12 protein-coding genes and 1 pseudogene are annotated in these 18,727 nt (G+C 58.5%); 3 read left to right on the top strand and 10 right to left on the bottom strand.

Annotation, left to right across the window (positions count from 1 at the left end):
• Positions 1-54: 54 nt before the first annotated feature.
• Entirely contained in the window at positions 55-663 is a 609-nt protein-coding gene (locus tag Q0602_RS20735) for a TetR/AcrR family transcriptional regulator (RefSeq protein WP_295036394.1), read from the top strand.
• Here Q0602_RS20735 and poxB read toward each other — a convergent pair whose 3' ends face one another.
• Together poxB and rph are read right to left on the bottom strand one after the other, a co-directional pair.
• A complete protein-coding gene (poxB, locus tag Q0602_RS20730) occupies positions 664-2,400 on the bottom strand; it encodes a ubiquinone-dependent pyruvate dehydrogenase (RefSeq protein ID WP_298847621.1) in 1,737 nt (578 codons plus the stop codon). It abuts the gene before it with no gap.
• Between the two features lie 217 nt (positions 2,401-2,617).
• A complete protein-coding gene (gene rph / locus Q0602_RS20725; RefSeq protein ID WP_298847619.1) occupies positions 2,618-3,340 on the bottom strand; it encodes a ribonuclease PH in 723 nt (240 codons plus the stop codon).
• Positions 3,341-3,513: 173 nt separating this feature from the next.
• Here rph and Q0602_RS20720 point away from each other — a divergent pair, with 173 nt between their 5' ends.
• Positions 3,514-4,377: a YicC/YloC family endoribonuclease gene (locus Q0602_RS20720; protein WP_298847617.1), complete on the top strand. Its 864-nt coding sequence runs from the start codon at positions 3,514-3,516 to the stop codon at positions 4,375-4,377.
• 58 nt (positions 4,378-4,435) lie between these two features.
• On the opposite strand, the gene Q0602_RS20715 is transcribed toward Q0602_RS20720, so the two are convergent.
• Positions 4,436-4,870 (bottom strand): very short patch repair endonuclease, encoded by a 435-nt coding sequence (locus tag Q0602_RS20715; RefSeq protein WP_298847699.1) that lies wholly within the window; start codon positions 4,868-4,870, stop codon positions 4,436-4,438.
• Positions 4,871-4,954: 84 nt separating this feature from the next.
• Between Q0602_RS20715 and Q0602_RS20710 the strand changes: the two genes are divergently transcribed.
• Positions 4,955-6,655 carry a DNA cytosine methyltransferase gene (locus Q0602_RS20710; protein WP_298847615.1) on the top strand — a complete coding sequence of 567 codons (1,701 nt, stop codon included), beginning with the start codon at positions 4,955-4,957 and terminating at the stop codon, positions 6,653-6,655.
• A 111-nt stretch (positions 6,656-6,766) separates the two neighbouring features.
• Here Q0602_RS20710 and Q0602_RS20705 read toward each other — a convergent pair whose 3' ends face one another.
• From Q0602_RS20705 to Q0602_RS20675, 7 genes and pseudogenes are all read right to left on the bottom strand, one after another.
• The gene (locus Q0602_RS20705) at positions 6,767-8,572 is read right to left on the bottom strand and encodes an AIPR family protein (protein WP_298847612.1); all 1,806 of its coding nucleotides are present in this window, start codon (positions 8,570-8,572) and stop codon (positions 6,767-6,769) included.
• Position 8,573: 1 nt separating this feature from the next.
• Positions 8,574-9,578 (bottom strand): PD-(D/E)XK motif protein, encoded by a 1,005-nt coding sequence (locus tag Q0602_RS20700; RefSeq protein ID WP_298847610.1) that lies wholly within the window; start codon positions 9,576-9,578, stop codon positions 8,574-8,576.
• Complete coding sequence (locus Q0602_RS20695) at positions 9,562-12,429, bottom strand: Z1 domain-containing protein (protein WP_298847608.1); 2,868 nt, start codon at positions 12,427-12,429, stop codon at positions 9,562-9,564. Before Q0602_RS20695 ends, Q0602_RS20700 begins: the two co-directional genes overlap by 17 nt.
• Complete coding sequence (locus Q0602_RS20690; protein ID WP_298847607.1) at positions 12,426-13,928, bottom strand: ATP-binding protein; 1,503 nt, start codon at positions 13,926-13,928, stop codon at positions 12,426-12,428. Before Q0602_RS20690 ends, Q0602_RS20695 begins: the two co-directional genes overlap by 4 nt.
• Before the next feature lie 4 nt (positions 13,929-13,932).
• Positions 13,933-16,119, bottom strand: a complete 2,187-nt coding sequence (locus Q0602_RS20685; protein WP_298847605.1) for a sigma-70 family RNA polymerase sigma factor — start codon at positions 16,117-16,119, stop codon at positions 13,933-13,935.
• Between the two features lie 665 nt (positions 16,120-16,784).
• Positions 16,785-17,870 carry a protein adenylyltransferase Fic gene (gene fic / locus Q0602_RS20680; RefSeq protein WP_298847603.1) on the bottom strand — a complete coding sequence of 362 codons (1,086 nt, stop codon included), beginning with the start codon at positions 17,868-17,870 and terminating at the stop codon, positions 16,785-16,787.
• Positions 17,871-18,270: 400 nt separating this feature from the next.
• Positions 18,271-18,727, bottom strand: a pseudogene (locus Q0602_RS20675) (lyase family protein); the annotation flags it as partial.

Raw genomic sequence — 18,727 nt, 5'->3', positions numbered from 1 at the left:
TTGCCCTGCGATACTCTCTGGGCCGTGAAGTCCGCTTTGAAGAGAGGAGACACCATGGCCCGACGCAGTCGCGCCGAGATGCTGGAAGAGACCCGCGCCAAGTTGATCGATGCCGCACGAGCGGCCTTCGCCGAGAAGGGCTACGCCGGCGCCTCGATGGATGAGCTCACTGCCCGCGCCGGCCTGACCCGTGGCGCGCTCTACCATCACTTCGGCGACAAGCGGGGTCTGCTCGCTGCCGTCGTCGACCGGCTCGACAGCGAGATGGCCGCTCGCGCCCACGAGATCGGGCAGCGCCATAGGAACGCCTGGGAGGGATTGCTGGCGGAGGGCGGTGCCTACATCGAGCTGGCGCGCGATCCGGAGATCCAGCGCATCGTGCTGCTGGATGGCCCGGCGGTGCTGGGAGATCCCTCCCAGTGGCCGAGCCAGAACCGCTGCCTGCTGGCGACGATGACGACGCTGGAGGCGCTGATCGCGGAAGGGGTCGTCAAGCCGGTGGACGTGGAAGCCGCAGCGCGGCTGATCAATGGCGCGGCACTCAACGCCGCGCTCTGGGTTGCCGCCAGCGACGATGCCGGCGTGCTGGCCAGAGCCACCGACGCGTTCCGTCAGCTGGCCTCGGGGCTGCTGACGCGCGATTCACCCACCACGCGGTACTGACTATTTCTTGCGCCGCCACGGCCAGTTGGTCTTGGCCAGGTCGACCACCTCGTCACCGCGACCGCTCATCACCGCGCGCACGGTATAGAGACTGAAGCCCTTGGCCTGCTCGGCCTGGATGCGCGGCGGAATCGACAGCTCCTGCTTGGCGGTGCGCACGTCGACCAGCGCCGGGCCGTCATGCGCCAACGCCAGACGCAGGGCATCGTCGATGGCATCCGAGGACTCGACGCGCACGCTGAACATGCCCAGCGACTCGGCGACCTTGGCAAAATCCGCCGCCGGCAGGTTGGTGACTTCATCGACGAAGCCCGCCGCCTTCATCTCCATCGCCACGAAGCCCAGCGTCTCGTTGTTGTAGACCACGATCTTCACCGGTAGCTGGTGCTCGACCAGCGTGATCAGATCGCCCATCAGCATGCTGACGCCGCCATCGCCGGCCAGCGCCACCACCTGGCGTTGCGGGAACGCCGCTTGCCAGCCCATCGCCTGGGGGACCGCCGTGGCCATCGAGCCGTGCATGAACGAACCGGTCAGCCGCCGCTGGCCGTTCATGGCCAGATATCGCGCCGCCCACACCGTCGGCGTGCCCACGTCGCAGGTGAATACGGTGTCGCTGTCCGCCAGCTCGCTGATCCGCGCGGTCAGGTATTGCGGATGCAACGGCTCGCCGCTGTCTCGCGGCGCGGCGAGATCGTCGAGCCCCTGGCGCGCCTTGCGATAATCCTTCTGGGCGTCGTCGAGAAAGCTGCGATCGCTCTTCTCGGCCAGACGCGGCAGCAGCGCCTCGAGGGTGGCGCCGATATCGCCCACCAGCCCCTTCAGCAACGGGCTGCGCCGGCCCAGGTGCGGGCCACGTTCGTCGATCTGGACGATCCTGCCGTGCTCGGGGAAGAAGTCGCGATAGGGAAAGTTGGTCCCCAGCATCAACAGGAAGTCGCAATCCTTGAGCGCGTGGTATCCGGAGCTGAAGCCGATCAGTCCGGTCATGCCGACATCATAGGGATTGTCGTACTCCAGCGACTGCTTGCCGCGCAGCGCATGGATCACCGGTGCCTTCAGCCGCTCTGCCAGGGCGACGACCTGATCGTGATAACCGTCGCAGCCGTAGCCGCCAAGGATCGCCACGCGCTGCTCGCCGTTGATCAGCTCGGCCAGTTCGTCGAGCGCCGGCTCCGGCGGCACCGGTACGGCACGCACGGGCTCGGACCAGTTCGAGGCCTTGACCGGTGCCGGCTGCAGCGCGATATCCCCCGGTATCACGACCACCGCCACGCTGCGCTGGGTGATCGCCACGTTCATGGCGGTTTCCAGCACCCGCGGCATCTGCGCCGGCGACGACACCAGCTCGCAGTAGTCGCTGCACTCGCGGAACAGGTTCTCGGGGTGGGTCTCCTGGAAGTAGCCCAGGCCAATCTCGCTGGAGGGGATCTGCGCGGCGATCGCCAGCATCGGCACGTTGGCGCGCTGGGCCTCGTACAGGCCGTTGATCAGGTGCAGGTTGCCCGGGCCGCAGGAGCCGGCGCAGACGGATAACCGCTTGGTGGCATCGGCCTCGGCGCTGGCGGCGAGTGCCGCCACCTCCTCGTGACGCACGCCGCGCCAGCGAATCCGCTCCTGGCGTCGCAGGCTCTCGGTCAGGCCGTTGAGCGAGTCGCCCGGCAGGCCCCAGATGTTACGCACGCCGGCGCGGTCCAGCGTCTCGATGATGAGATCCGCGATGGTCGGTTCGGCCACAGTTGTCTCCCTGACATGGACGACGGGCAATGACGACAAGAATTGCCTCTCTGCCCAATAGCTTTGGGCTTTAGTCTAGTCGACGTGCGCATCCCTGCAGCCGGACGCGATCTTGCTGGAACGACAGGGAGAAGGGAGAAGAGAAAGAGAAACTAGAGGGAATGAAGATGAGAAAACCCGAAATGGCGGCCATGGTGGCCGCCATCACTACAACGAACTAGCGGCGAATACCCAGCGCCTCATGCTGCTTGGCAAACAGCGCCCGGCAGCCGCTCTCGGCCAGGTCGAGCATGTTATTGAGCTCGGCGCGGGAGAACGCCTCGGCCTCCGCCGTGCCCTGCACCTCGATCAGCTTGCCGTCTTCGGTCATCACCACGTTCATGTCGGTGTCCGCGGCGCTGTCCTCCGGATAGTCCAGATCGAGCACCGGGGTGCCCTTGTAGACGCCCACCGAGATCGAGCTGACCAGCTGACGGAACGGATCGGTCTTGATCATCTTCTTGCGCTGCATGTACTGCAGCGCCTCGATCAGCGCCACGCAGGCCCCGGTGATCGAGGCGGTACGCGTGCCGCCATCGGCCTGCAGCACGTCGCAGTCCACCGTGATGGTGAACTCGCCGAGCTTCTTCAGATCCACCGCCGCGCGCAAGCTGCGGCCGATCAGGCGCTGGATCTCCAGCGTGCGCCCGCCCTGCTTGCCGCGTGCCGCCTCACGGCCGCCGCGGGTGTGGGTCGCCCGCGGCAGCATGCCGTACTCGGCGGTCACCCAGCCCTGGTTCTTGCCGCGCAGCCAGCGCGGCACGCCGGCCTCGACGCTGGCGTTGCACAGCACCTGGGTATCCCCGAAGCTCACCAGCACCGAGCCTTCGGCGTGACGGGTAAAACCGCGGGTCAGCGTGACCTCGCGGGGCTGATCGGGTTGTCGTCCACTCGGGCGCATGAAAGCCTCTCGATCCAAAACATCAATGACAGAAGCGCCACGCCTTCGACGCTTCACAGCAGGCCGGCCATTCTACACGGCTCGGCTGCACATTCACCGCCGGCGAGCGGCGGCCAACGGCTTCACGGATGGGTTACACTCGATCGATCAGCTCGACGATTCAAGGAACTCCCATGCCCCACAGCATGACCGCCTTCTCACGCCAGACCCGTGATGCCGACTGGGGCAGCCTGCAGCTCGAACTGCGCTCGGTGAATCAGCGCTACCTGGAGCCGCACTTCCGCCTCCCCGATACCCTGCGCGATCTCGAGCCGCAGTTCCGCGACGCCATGCGCCAGCGTCTCGCCCGCGGCAAGGTGGAATGCTCTCTGCGCTTCGACCCAGCCGAAGACAACGCCGCGCCGGGGATCAACGCCGATCAGCTCGCCGCGCTCTCCCAGGCGCTGGAGCGGATTCGCGCCCAATTGCCGGAAGCGCCGATGCCCAACGCGCTGGAACTGCTCGCTCACCCCGGCGTGATGGCCACCCAGCGTCTCGACCTGGAGAGCGTCAAGGCCGCCGCACTCGAGCTGTTCGACGCGGCGCTCGGGGATCTGGACGCCGGCCGCGCCCGCGAAGGCGAGCGCCTGGCGGAACTGATTCGCGAGCGCCTGAGCGGCACCCGCGAACAGGTCAACCGGGTGCGCGAACACCTGCCATTGATTCTCGAGCGCCAGCGCGCGCAGCTACTGGAGCGACTGGAAACCGCCAAGACCGAACTCGACCCGCAGCGGCTGGAAGCGGAAATGGTGATGATGGCGCACAAGGCCGACGTCGCCGAGGAACTCGACCGGCTGGAAACCCACGTCACCGAAGTGGAACGTCAGTTGAAGCAGAAAGGGCCGGTCGGACGGCGCCTCGACTTTTTGATGCAGGAACTCAACCGCGAAGCCAACACCCTCTCCTCCAAGGCCATCGTCGCCGATACCACCCGCTGCGCGGTGGAACTGAAGGTGCTGATCGAGCAGATGCGGGAGCAGATTCAGAATCTGGAGTGAGTGTTTGATACTCCTAGCTCAACCCAGATAACTTGGTATCATGCCTTGGTCGAGATGGTTAGGTCTGTCGCGGCTTTCTACCCATTCTAGGAGGTTTGGCAGGCCATTCATGATATTGATCGGTTGTCTGAATCAGCTCGGGAATGTCGCACATCTGTTCGCGCCAATGTTTGATACCGCATTCCCATACAACAAGAATACGCCAGCCCGCCTGATTCAAGGCTCCGTATGCAGTCCGATCACGACGAGTATTGCCCTCAAACTTGGCCTGCCAAAAAGACGGCCTAGTCTTCGGCATCGTGGTATAGAAACAGTTGGCATGTCTATGCCAGAAACAGCCGTGTACAAAGATCACCAGATTATGACGAGGAAGAACAATATCCGGAGAGCCGGAGAGGCCTTTCCGATGCAGCCTGAAGCGGTATCCACGGGCATGCAGATACTTTCTCAGAACGATTTCCGGATGAGTGTTCTGTCCCTTAATCGTCCGCATCATTCGGGAGCGAGTCGGGGAATCAACGATATCAGCCATCACTTCCGCCCTATTATTTCAATTAACACGTTGCAGATTTGACAAATGATGAAGCCCATTCAGATAGTTGATTTGTTTGCCGGCCCCGGAGGGCTGGGTGAAGGCTTCAATTCGATTCGAATGTCCGATGGTTCACGGGCATTCCAGACGCTGATCTCCGTAGAGAAAGAGCCTTCTGCCCATCGCACACTGACACTGCGGGCTTTCTACAGGCTACTACGTGACAGTGAGCTCGGCATGTCGACCTATTATAGCTATCTTCAGGGTGGTACTCATCCGTCTGAAAACGAGAGTACGCAACATCTATGGGAGCAAGCTCGTCAGGAGGCCCTCTGCCTGACACTGGGCAGCGAGGATGGAAACGAAATCCTGGAAAAACGCCTTGGAGAGGAGCTGGACACCGAACAAGACTGGGTGCTGATAGGCGGCCCGCCTTGCCAAGCCTATTCTCTCGCAGGTCGCTCTCGCAATCGCGGCAACAAGGATTATCGACCAGAAAAAGATGATCGACATTTTCTGTACAAAGAATATCTGAACATCATTGCAAGATTTCAGCCATCCATTTTTGTCATGGAAAATGTCAAAGGAATACTTACGTCAAAGGTCGGCCGAGACAGAATATTTGGTCAAATTCTCAGCGATCTACGTGATCCGGCTGCAGCTACCGGGATTCAAGGAACAGAGTTTTCTTCATACGCAAAGGACGGATACACTATCTTTTCGCTTGAGAATTCCGATGTCTACTATCCGGATGGCGGAACATTATTCGAATCTTCTCCCCTAGCAGAGGACAAATATGGAGCTTTTACCATAAGAGCCGAACGTCATGGCATTCCCCAAGCTCGGCACAGAGTGATTCTCGTCGGTGTCAGGAACAATATTGTGCAAGATTTAGGCGCTCCAACTCTCGCCGATATTCTAAAAATCCCGAAAGCCGGGTTGGATGAGCAGGTAACCGCAGCCGATGTGCTTGCCGAGCTTCCCATGCTGCGCAGCGGACTGAGCCGTCAACAGGACTCGGATGAAGCTTGGTGCGACATCATCAAACACCTAGCAACCAGGATTGCAGACGAGCTCACTGTCCATAGCAGTGAGCACGTCAAAGCGACCGACAGAAAACTCATTGTTGAGGAATTGCGCAGAATCTCTAACAAACCGGCCATGGAGCTGAAAAGGAAACCCAGCTCCGAGTCCGTCATTAGGCTCATCCGGCCTACCAACAGGCTAGGCAAGTGGTACCACGGCTCTCAGGCTCCCAATAAAAAGGGCCCTTGGTACAACCATGAAACACGGGCCCATATGGAACAGGACCTAGCCAGGTATCTCTATTGTGCCTCTTTTGCCAAGGTCACAGGGCGTGCACCGAAGGGCAGTCAGGAAATCTATCTCGACTCCCTTACTCCTAGCCATGCAAACTGGAAGTCTGGCAAATTTGCCGATAGATTCAGTGTCATACTGGAAAACCAACCGTCCAAGACCATAACTAGCCACATTTCAAAGGACGGACATTACTTCATCCACTACGATCCGAGTCAATGCAGAAGCTTAACCGTGCGAGAGGCCGCAAGGCTTCAAACCTTTCCGGATGACTACTATTTTGAGGGAAACCGCACCCAACAGTATGTTCAGGTAGGCAATGCAGTACCGCCCCTACTGGCTCGTCTTATAGCTAACCAAGTAGCAAGCGCGCTAGAATTGATACGTAAAAACCATGACCAAGACATATCACGCATCAGTTCGATTTGATACGTATCCGCATCAAGTGGAACAGGAAATCTTCTTGTTAAACATGACTTATTTTGCCGCCCCGCCTGTTTTTTTGGACATTATATGTGAATCTCAAGCTTAATTTTCACATCATAAGCTACGCAGCTCCTGAAGATAACTAGGCGGCCTTGAAAACTCAGCGTTCCTCATCTTTGCCCATGTATCTGCGCGTTTTGCGACCTCAGAAAACTGCTGACCAGGAGCGATTCTATTGAACTCCGCGTTCACAATTATGGCCCAATCCCAGAGCAGATTACGAAGGCTTGTGGAGATGGTTTGGTTTCTCCATATCTGTTCAAGGTCGAGTTTGTCTCCAAGACGATCTGCGACAATTGCAACAACATAAGTAGCAATGTTCACATACCCTTGACGAAAGATAGCTTTTGCATCTTTTGTCTTGATCATGCTCTCGATTGCCTTGAACAAAATGACTTTGGCAATCATCGTCCGATACCATCGAGCGTCGAGCGGATTCGGGACGATCGACGGGTCATCATCGAGGGCGGCCATGAAAGCAGCGAAGTTCTTCTCACCACCGAGAGCCACGTTGTAGGGCTTACCGCGCCAAGCCTCATGATATTTGACGACGTCGTTCTTTGTTAGCTTGCGACGGGGCCCGACCATTGTCTGCAGTTTCCTCCGCTTGGCCGGTGTGGTCCCCTCCCTAAGCAGCATGACGTTATACGCGCCGGCAGCACGCTCATAGAACCAGCGGGTCACACCATCCGGGCACCAAATGTCGTTTGCAAGCTTTTCGAGTTGTACATGGAACGGCCGGTTTGCCGAAAGATCCGATACTTTCACGGCATTCTGGCTGTTCGCGTAGCGTGAGACATTGCTTATCAGGCTCTCGCGAGCTTCGTCCTGTGAGCCCTTTAGGATGATGATCTTGGCGGGAACCATGACGTGGCTAAGGTCGATTGTTCGATCATCACGCGATGCGAAGTAGATCGATGAAGTTGTCTGTCCACCATTCACGATCTGCAGCCCCTTTATGAAGGCAAGGCCCAGACTCCCTTCGTCAGTTCGCTCGAATGAGGCCTCGTCGCAGACAAGAACCAGCCCATTGTTGAAAGCCAAGAAATGTTCCGGCTCCTTTCGGAGTGTTTCCACGATTCCTTTATTAACTGCGCGCTTGGCGCCGAGGAAAGTCCGGACGTTGGCCTCGAGGAGCCGGGTACCGAACCGCAGGTAGAGATCGCGGATGAGCTGCCCCGGAATTGCTGTCAGGACGTACTCGTAGTCCGCATCAGGGTCTGGGACATGGACGCAGGGGAGGAGGCGACCGATCGATTGAACGAGACTGACAGCGAGTTCATCCCGCGGCTTGCCTTCGGTATGCCTAAACAGCCGTTCCATATCCATGGCTTCGACGGCCACTATCTTCTGGTGAACTTCCTTATTCGAGAAGCGTTTGTTCTTGGTTCGGCCATCGGTAATCACGAACACACGAAGTCGGTCGATGTCGCCCCAGTGAGAACGAATGGTCGCAACCAGATCCCTGACCGGATGCGTCGGATCGATCTTTGCATCGAGGTTGCCGCTTGCCGCTCGAAACAGAAAGCGAACGCCTTCGCTTGCGGTTGCGGTGGCATCCGAGTCCCTGAGATCGCTCAGTTCTTCTGTCCCGAAATAGTGGGTCACGAAGAGGTCGAGAGCTGTTTCATCGGAGCTGAGCGCATAGCCCGTAATGCGGAGTTTCGCGTTGCCGACCTTGCCGCTCCAGTGGCAAACGGTTGGTGCCTCGCAGATCCCGGTTTCTTCAACATGCTCCATGACCATTTCCGCAAAAACGAGCTCATCCGAAGGAAATGGGCCTTCGCCGGCCTCTACGCGCTCGGCGATGATGGTCTGCAGATCGGAACGAAAGTTGCGGTGAAAATCGTCGAGGCTCATGTCAATCCAGTCCAAATTCGTTGATCAACTCCGAAAGTCCGATCGAGGGGGCTTCGAGCGCGTCGAGGTCGAGCAAATAGGCAGCTGAGCGGATGGCAGCTGGAAGCGCAGCGCGCGTGAGACGCGGCATGTCACCTTCCGCGCGGAACGCCCTTGCGTCCTTCAATGTAAGTGTGCGCCCGTAGAGCGCTGCATGCTCGTCGAGGTACCCCATCACCATGAGCAGCGCTTCGAACCCGCGTTGCACTCCGGCCAGTCCGAACCTCTCTCGGAGTTCAGTCACAAGATCTACGAGCGAGATCCCATCGGTATTCTCCTCGAAGCGAAAGGCGCACAGGAAGTTGGGCTCCCGGTCACCATCCAGCTGTTCGATGCTGTTGATCCGTGCGAGGAAGCTGCCGGTCCGGACCGTGCTCTTCACCTCTATCGCGCCATCCCGAACGTGAAAGTCTTGAGCCGCCCGCAACGGCCCCTGCCAGCAGTCGAGAGCACCGGCTCCGAGGGAGGTGTCCGTGAGCAGCCTGAGCATCCAGAGTTCGCCGAGCAGGCCGATCTGCGCATCGGACGAAAGAGGACGGTGCGTTCGGGCCATGAAAGCCTGCCATTCCCTGACCCGTTCGAGGAAGGTCTCCATAACATCGCGGCCCGCGCTGTTGGCTGCTGTATCCAGAGTTCTCAAGACATCCACGACCATGATGGCGAAGATGTCGGGGGAGCCCTCCGGCCGCCTGACGAGAGCAATCGCCGTCTTGCCTGTGAATACGGACTGACCCTCAATGCAGGAGACGTCGAAGCCCTTGCCCTCAGGAAGCCTTGCCGGGTTCACCGGCCACGATCCGGGAAAGGAAACGATCAAGGCTTCCCGTCCGAGGGGGAAGTGACACCCCGCCTCGACCGAGACGGCGCCCATATCGGTGAGATGCACAAATCGCCAATCTTCCGCCGCTTCCTGACGTGCAAGCGCTCGCCACGCACGTGCGAGTCCTTCTTCAGTCCACCCACTCATTGAGGCCCCCCCACAGTACGCTGTTGGCGATGTACCTCGAGTTGGACACCCTTCTCTCGGAAGTGCTTGACGGAAAACTGATTGCCCAGGCGACGACCGGATCGGCATTCTTCAGTTCATCGACGCCGGCACTCTCGGGATCGAGCAGATAGAGCATCAGGAGACCACGCTCCCGGCGAGCCCGGACGCCTGCTTCGGTGTCGCCTTCCCCGAGAACGTGACGGATCTGGGGACCTCTCGGCTCTGATGGAGGCTCCTTGCCCTCGTTGCGATCGGTGTCGTTGCGCCACGTTTTCCGGCTGAGCTCCAGTGCAGCCTTCCATTCCGCTTCCGTCAGATCGATTGCTTGATCGCGAGGCGAGATCAGGGTCTTGATCGAGTATCGATCCGCATGTTCGGTCGTGCGCTTGCGCTGGAGCATGTTGACCGAACAACCACCTACCGTGCGGTGCTTGTCGTCCGGGCCGCTGTCCTTCCCGATCAGTGCGACCGTCCAGTTCGTCAGCTCACGATCCTTGTTCATCTCCTCGATGAAGTCCGCGATCAGCGGACTCATGATCCGGAAGCTGGCGGAGTGGGTCCTGTAGTCCCGCAGGAACGAAATGACGTTCAGGGCTGACACATCCCGCCAAAGGTGACCGTTCCACTTCTGACCTTGTGGAAGGAAATACTGATCGTTCAGATCGGTCGATGGACCTAACGTGCTGATGAACCGATCCGTGGCATTGAAGTTTGCAGTGATGTCTTCCTTGCGGTTGGGAAACACGATGGTCTGCAGAAGATCGCCCGAATAGGTCAGCTGCATCGCGCGAGCGTTTCTCATCTTGGCCCGAGAGGTCACCGTCAGCACGGAATGCGATTTCACCCGGAGACCAAACTGTTTTGGCGTGGCGCCAGCCGCGACCATGTTGTCGAACTCCTGGCGCAGCTCTTCGGCCGCATCGGCGATGTGGCCGAACCACTCCACCATTTCCTGCGATGTGTAGAGGCGACAGACATCGAGGTAGCCGTCGCGGTAGCCGAACCATCGCCCCATCTGCATGAGTGTGTCGTACATACGTGCGGTTCGAAGGAAGTAGCTCGTGCAGAGACCCTCGAGCGTCAGACCACGCGCCAGCTTGTCACCGCCGATGGCAATCACCTTGAGGCCAGTGGCATCATTTTCGGCGTAGTCGAGTGCATCCTTGGCCGTCCCGTTGATTTCGCGCACGCGAATGTCTGATAGGACGTCGGGGAGGACGCCACGAATGTCCGCCCACGAGAAGTCCTCTAGCGTTTCTCCTTCGACGAGGGCAGAGCGGATTCCCTTCATGCCTGGCAGGAAGGTCTTTTCATATTCCTTGCGCATGGACGCCTCGAGGTTCTCGAGCTCGATGCCGCGGTTGTAGCGGCCCTTCAGATCTCGCACGTACTCTGCGACTTGGTTGACGACAGCGTTCTGTACCGAGGTAAAGCGGGTAACGTGGATGAGCATCGAGGAGTGTTTGCTGCCCTGTCCGCGCAGCTTCCTCACGGCACAGGCGTAGACGAAGGAGCGGATCGCTTCTGCGAGCGAGTCCGGCACACGGTCCCCCCCCCGCCATCGCGGCCGGTAGCCGTTCTTATGTCGTGTCGGCATCCACGGCTGGAACTCATCGTCCGACAGCGGGCGCACCAGAGGCAGGTCTTCCGGCGTGCTGGAAGCTGATCCGAAGACACGACCCGGTCCGACATAATTCGATGGCGCCGCAAGGCTGGTGATAAAGGCTGCGGGGAAGAGGTCCGGTCCGTGCTCCTGAGTCTCCCCACGGTCATGAATGAAGATGTTTGCGAAAGGCGTCGCCGTGTAGCCGACATATGCTTTTCGCGAGAAGTGGTGGAGTATTGACCGGATCAATCTGTTGATAGTCTTGGGTTCGTGTTCGAGATCCGGTATGCCGAACTCGTCTACGATATCTTCGCCCGTATCGACAGATCCGTGATCGGACTCGTCGTCGATAACCATGAGAGGCAGGTTGGTGACGAGTTTACGACCTGTTTCGGGGTCGATGTGATTGGCGACACGGTTGCGGATCCAGTGCAGCAGGCGCTCCAGCACCGTCTTGTTCTTCTTGACCACGAACAACCATGGTCGCTGCTCCGGGCTTATGTTCATCTTCGCCGCAACGGCCGTATTGAAGTCGCCCTTGTCGCTGCGATTGGTTGCAGCGTTGGGACGGACCGACATGTCCTTGTCGATCAGTCCCACCCCTACTGCTGGAAGCTCTTCAGCGTCAGCGATAGTGGCAAAGCCAAGAAAGCCCTCATCGAGGCGGATCTGGGTCTGGGCTCTGAGGTTGTTGTGCAGGCCAGCCAACACGATGATGATCTTGTAACCGGCGTCGGCGGCTTTGCAGATCAGTCCGGTATAATTGCCGGTTTTTCCCGACTGAACATGACCTACGACCAGACCGCGACGATCCCATGCGCCTTCCCGGATCGGGTCCTCGAGTTGCGACAGGACTTCATCCGTTGCCACGTCTAGGGCGTCGAGGGCCGTCCAAGGGATGCGTGTCTCCATGTATTCGGAGTAGCGCTGCCAGTACGTCCAGCCTTTCTTCCTTTCCGCATCGAGCCAAGCAATATGGTCCTCACCGCTGGATAGCGTAGCGTTGTCACCCACGGTGCGGCTTGATCGACGGATCAGCTCGTCTACAAGTGCATCCCGATCAACAAGGGCAAAGTCCTCTTCCATCATGATTGTGAGCTTGTTGAGCTCCTTCTCGATCATCTCCGGGGTGACGGAACTCTGGGCACGCTCCGCCGCAAGTCGGAGCATGTTCTGCGCGATGGAAAGGATTGAATCGAAGGCCTTCTGGTTTAAAATCGTCATTGCCTGTCTTTTACCTCAAGGGCTGAAACCAGATCGAGATGTCGATCAAATGGGGGCGTGCGACCGAGCCGTTCGCGCGCCTCGGTCGGGCTAAGTCCGCGAAACGTCACCAGCGCTTCAAACATAGAGGACAGCGTCTCCATAACTTCGTTGTCGGGCGCTCCGACGAAACCTGTCCTTGGCGTTTCCTTATCTTCCGTCGTATCCAGCCAAATACGCTGAACAGGAACGGTCTCCTCGATGAGCCTGAGAAGAGAAAGAATATCGGACTTGACCGGACCGGCGCGATTAAGGATCGAGGCAACGAGGTCGTGGTCACGGGCAATCCGGTAGGATGTCCCTTGTACCGAACGCCTCACCTGCCAAGCCCCTGCTACCGCGCTCGAGCGCGTTCCAGAAGCTGGGGTGATATACCCACGGTGGGCGAAAACCCGTCTCGCCGTGTCGCGTGCTTCCGATGCCAAACGATGGAGCTGAGAGCGCAGCCTTACTGGTGGACTGGCCGTCGATTTCAGGACATTGATCTTCCAATCGGCGTCAGCGCTGTTCGGTATGTCGAGCCGGATGCGGGCAAGCCTGTGGGCTTCATCGCACGACCATGGCTTACCGCCGTCGCCGAGGCCCAGCCAACTTCCCGCGAGAAGGAGGCGCTTGTTGCGGTAGACATAGAAACCCTCCTGCTGCGTCCATCCTCCAGGCCCCGCTGCGACTTCCTGCTCGGCGGGCTTGAGCATGTCGCGATGAGGAAGGACATGGCCTTGAGCTGTCACACCAGTGGTGTGGAGGATCCGATACACGGGGCTTTCGAGTGCCTTGCCGGGGTGCCCCACAAGATACGGATCCCAAGGCTTCACTTCTCTACTATTGAGCAGAAGGCGAAGGTCGGGCTGCGGGCCGTCAAGAAAGCGATGAAAGGTCATCGCAAGGTGCGCCTCGATACGATCAACAAGCTCGATCATGTCTGTGGCGTTAAACCCATCGGTCACGATACGGTCAAGGTTTTCCCAAAGCACGATCGTGCCGTGTTCCATCTTCACAAGTGGCGCAATCAGATGCTCTGACCCCGGCGCAGGGCCTTCAAAGAGTGGCCATTCTGTACCTGGTTCTTGACCAACAAGAGAGAGATCCCAGCGCAGGCACACGACCGGCCCGCCGTTCTTCCGACTAGCCACGGTCAGTCGCCGAGCCTGCGAGAAGCTTGCTGTCTTCAATCCCAGCCCAAAGCGCCCCAAGTCGCTGGCAGCGCGTTCAGCCTTCGGATCGCGTGCACCGAGCCGCATGCCAGTCTCAAGGGTTCTATCGTCCATGCCATCGCCGTCGTCGACGACCCGCACCCAACTTTCCGGACCGGCCCACTCTAGATGAATAGATACCTCTCGCGAATTCGCCGAGATCGAATTGTCGATCAGATCGGCAAGTGCGGTCGCAGGCGCATAACCGAGGCCCCGCAGAGACTCGAGCATCGCCCCCGCATGAGGAGGAGCATTCCGTACACTCATGCCATCACATTCCCAGCAGTTCTCGAAGGCGACGCTTGCGTCCCGGAAGGGACAGGCGGCCGAGTCCCTTGGCTTCAATCTGGCGGATACGCTCTCGCGTAAGTCCATAGAGCTGAGCGATCTCTTCCAGGGTCATTTGGGTATCACATCCGATGCCAAAGCGCATTCGGATTACGTCTGCCTGACGCTCTTGCAGCTCGGCAAGAATATCCGTGACAATCGCTTCTGTTTCAGCCTGATCGAATACATCCTCTTCCGCAGGCTCGGGCAGCAGATCGTCCCAGTCATCAATGCTGTCGGGATACTCGGCCTCGCGGGGGATGCTGCGGAACTGCCGCACTTCATCAAGTGTCCATTCCAGCTCCGCAGCGAGTTCATTGTCGGAAACCCTGCCATTCGCCCAAATGTCCAGATTTTTGAACGCACAATCAAGGTTCACGAGATTTTCATGCCTGTGCACAGGGACACGGATAGAAGCACCCTCGTCTGCACGCCATCTGTTCAGCGCCTGCTTCATCCAGAAAGTACAATAGATTACGAATCTGGTCCCACGCGTCGGGTCAAAGCGCCTCGTCGAGCGCTGCAAGCCCGTAAAAGCCACCTGAAAAACATCTTCCGGGTCCTCACCGTCCTCCACATTCCTTGCTGAGAAACGCCGCGCATAGGCAAGGTGCTCAATAATTAACCGCTCGTTGGCTGCTTCGTACCTTGAAATCAGCTCGCCCAACCGGATTGAATGATCGACGCTCTCCCTTCCTTTCTTGAAAGATCGAACTAACTCTTTGTGGAACACAAGAGAAAGGTCTAGGGCCTCAAGCGCCGCAAGTGCTTCTCGTCGCTGTTTTCCATCCATTACGCGACCATTGGCTTGCCAAGACCTCAAGGCTTCAACAGCTGACATCACCTCGGCCGTTTCGGTGTGATCGGGGCGCAACGGAATGATTGTCCGCAACGAAACCGAACCGGGTTCCCGGGTCCCGTCGCGGATGCTGTCTAGGACATCGACGATCATTTCGACGACAATTTCGGAAGTAAGAATTTCCAATTGGAGTTCCTGCTTCGCACGAACCATTGGTTCTAATAGCTGCAGTTCGTTTGCCCTATCCATCACGAAGCGTTGCGTTCCTGGAAAACTCGTCTTGCGAGTCAGGGTCGCCTCAATCGCTTCAGCAAGCTCCATAGGCAATACGATTGATCTGGCATTCCAAAGCCCAGCTTCGTACTCCTGGGCTTGACCGATAAAGTCAAAACCCGCACTTTCCAAAGTGCGCTGAAGGTTGATGCGTAGTTCGTCGAGGTCACCATTACCTTCGCAGAGGAAAATTAACTGGTCGACATCATCAATAGAGCACCAGCCCTTTGCCAATATTTCTTGTGCCCAGCTGATGCAGATCTTCGGATCGATCGAAAGCCGCGTTCCGCTCTGAATGACAGCGCGCTTAAGTGATTTCCGACCGCGGTTGCGAACCTTGAGAAAGTCATGTTCTGCACCGTGATCCGCTTGTATTGCGGCGCTGGCGCCAATCCCCTCTCCGGCAATCGGCGCGGGAGAAAGGTCTAAATGCCAATCCCCGTCCTGTTCGTCGGAAACTACAGATGCCGAGCTGACGAGCGCAATGAACTCCCCCGACGCAGTTTCCCCTGTATGTTGGTCGAAGAATTCCTCAGGCTCTGCCTCGGCCTCAAAACTCAGGATGTCATCAGGGTCGTCGGTCGTATCATCCGACTCAATCTCTCTAACCATATCGAAACCATGCTCTAACCCCGCGTCAGTTCCGCCCAGGGCCGTGTCGATCTCCGATATATCATCGTGCTCGCTGGCCGTCGCCAGTGAAGTCGCAACAAGCGAGGAGAGGAGTTGTGCGGCCAAGAGGAGTTGTGCGGCCAAGCGGTTGCCTTCGGCAAATGCCACGTCAGCGGGTGTCTGCCAGTCATGATTCAGTGCCCTAGGGTCAGCACCCGACCGAATTAAGAGATCGCAAACAGCAAGATTTCCTTTGCGCGCCGCAAGATGGAGCGACGTGTCGCCCTTTGGGTCGACAGCATGCACGCGAGAGGACGCCGCAAAATCGGCAAGCCTTTCGAGCCTACCTTCAGCAATCAGCCGGATCTCGACGGGGTCAAGAACGAGGCTTTCAGTTTCGCTTATCTGCTGGGCGCACCTACTAAGGTCCCAGGACAGCCTATCCATGATCTTTATGGCACCCCCTCCTGTTGAGAAGCACGATCTGCTGATCTTGCTACTCCTTGGTGGCAGGTTCTGTATCCAGCCTCAGCAATCTGAGCGCGAGATAGAGAAACAACTGTGCTTTGGGCAGCAACGGCGTCGGCACGAACGCCTGACAAATAATGCTGCCAGCGATGCTGGGAAGATGGTGACCGGTCAAGTCGCGATACATTCGCCTTGCCTCGAAGTTAACGCATATTGCGAGACTATTTCATTTTATGTCCCAAGTTGAAATAACGAACACCCCTATTTCAAATTCCGATACTCCCGTTGGACAATAGCGGGCCTTCGCCTTCCTAGCACTAACTCCACCCCTTGAACGCTTAACAGCACATCACGACGCCCAGAGCCCGTCTCTGAAGTCAAAACCACTACCAACCCTCGACTATCGACGTAAAACCATCCCGATTCTGGCTGTGATCGGCAACCTTTGTGTCCTTGGCTTTGCCGCCGTGAAGGAATACCTTTCGATTTCCAAGGATGGCCTCTTAGCGACTTCCGCGATGCCCCGCCGGGACATTCTGACGCTTGTCGCGCTGCTGCTGGTAGCGCTCAACCTCCGCCCCGCGCTGACTGGCGTGTCGCCGGCGCTCGGCAGCATTGGCGACGCGCTGACTTTCAGGCAACGGCTATCCGTCGTCCCGCATCAGCGCCATGAGCGGTGCATTGATAAAAAGCCGTTCTTTTCCGGCCTGCCTCGCTTCCAACACGCCGATTTCCACCAACTGCTTGAGATAGACAGACGCGGTCTGGCGTTTGGCGATGTCGCGCTCGACGAGATTGCCGATACGGCAATACGGCTGTTCGAAAATCAGCTGTACCAGCGCGTGGCTGTAGAGCTTGGGTAGCGCCTTTTGAATATGATCGCGCGTCTCGCCCATCAGGCGCCGAATCGCCGCGATTTTTGCCGTCGTCCAGCGTGCCGTCTGCTCGACTGCCTTCAACATGAACAGAATCCAGGGCTCCCAATCGTCGCCGGCGGAAACGGACAGCAGCAGGCGGTAGTAGTCGCTCTTGTGGCGGACGATATAGCGGCTCAGATAGAGGCTCGGCAGCGTCAGCAGGTTGCGTTCGATGAGAAACAAGATATTGAGAATACGTCCGGTACGGCCGTTGCCATCCAGAAACGGGTGGATGGCCTCGAACTGATAGTGCGCGATCGCCATTCTGACTAAGGGGTCGAGATCATCTTCGACGTGCAGAAACTGTTCCCAGTTCCCCAACAGATCACGAAGCAACGGCTCGCCGACGGGAGGCGTATAGATGACTTCGCCGGTGCGCTGATTGCTGAGCGTCGTACCCGTCACCCTGCGGACACTCATCTCGATGCCCTTGAGCGTTGTGCAAATGATTTCAGCAGTGCCGACGGTCAGCGGGCGGGATTGGATCTGGCGGACGCCGTCATGGAGCGCCGTCCGATAGCGTAATGCTTCCCTTGTCGCCGGGTCGGCGAGTGTATCTTCTTCGGCAAACTGGAACAGCTTGTCGGTCGTGGTGACGATGTTCTCGATTTCGGAGCTGTCCTGCGCCTCGAGCATTGGCAGCAGATTGATCAATAGCCCCTGATCCGGCAGCAGCTCGCCAGCCTGTTTCAGTTCGGCCAGTGCCGCGCGCGCTTCGATACAGGCTTTGAGGATGGCCCTCGTCTCGATATCGCCGACTTCTGGCGGCAAGCGTGGAATGTCGTTGAACGGCGTGTCGGGCTGCCAGGGCATAGGGAGTTCTCGAGACAGTTCCAGTTAGCTTGTGTCGATGCTATCGACTCATCCGACAGATCATGTTCACGGTATTCAAAAAAATCGACATGACGCGGCGGTCATGTCGATGCTATCGACACGTCTACGCGTCGTATAGAGAAAACGCCAAAATCTCGACATGAATCACGCGACCTGTATAGAAAGCGGAACATTCTATACAGATCACTGAGACCAAGACGCCTCGTCCACACCCTCCTGGCGCCATCGATAGCCGGATGTGACATACGACGACCATATCTCGTTTTCAGGCGCGGAGGTCGACGGCTCCACCAAGCGGATACCGCATCTGGCTAGACCTCGAGATGCCAAACTGGAGCCAACCAGAATGCATTCCTACCTTAACTTTCTAGTGACTCATCTACCCCCGCAGCGGCGCAAGCCCAGGCGCGATCATGTTCTCCGGCCGCAGGATATCGGCGAGCGCGGTGGCATCCAGCAGGTTCTCCTCCAGCACCAGCTCCAGCACGCCGCGTCCGCTCGCCAGCGCCTGCTTGGCGATGCGCGTGGCGTTGTCGTAGCCGATGTGCGGGTTGAGCGCGGTGACCAGCCCGATCGACTTCTCGACCATCTCGCGGCAGTGCGCCTCGTTGGCGGTGATGCCGTCGATGCAGTGTTCGCGCAGCATGTGCATGGCGCGGGTCAGCAGGCGGATGGAGTCGAACAGCTTGTAGGCGATCAGCGGCTCCATCACGTTGAGCTGGAGCTGCCCGCCCTCGGCGGCCATGGTCAGCGCCAGGTCGTTGCCGATCACCTCGAACGCCACCTGGTTGACCGCCTCGGGGATCACCGGATTGACCTTGCCCGGCATGATCGAG

Origin of the sequence: uncultured Salinicola sp., from assembly GCF_937921195.1 — a bacterium.
Lineage (GTDB): Bacteria > Pseudomonadota > Gammaproteobacteria > Pseudomonadales > Halomonadaceae > Salinicola.
This window is presented reverse-complemented; position numbering and strand designations above follow the sequence as displayed.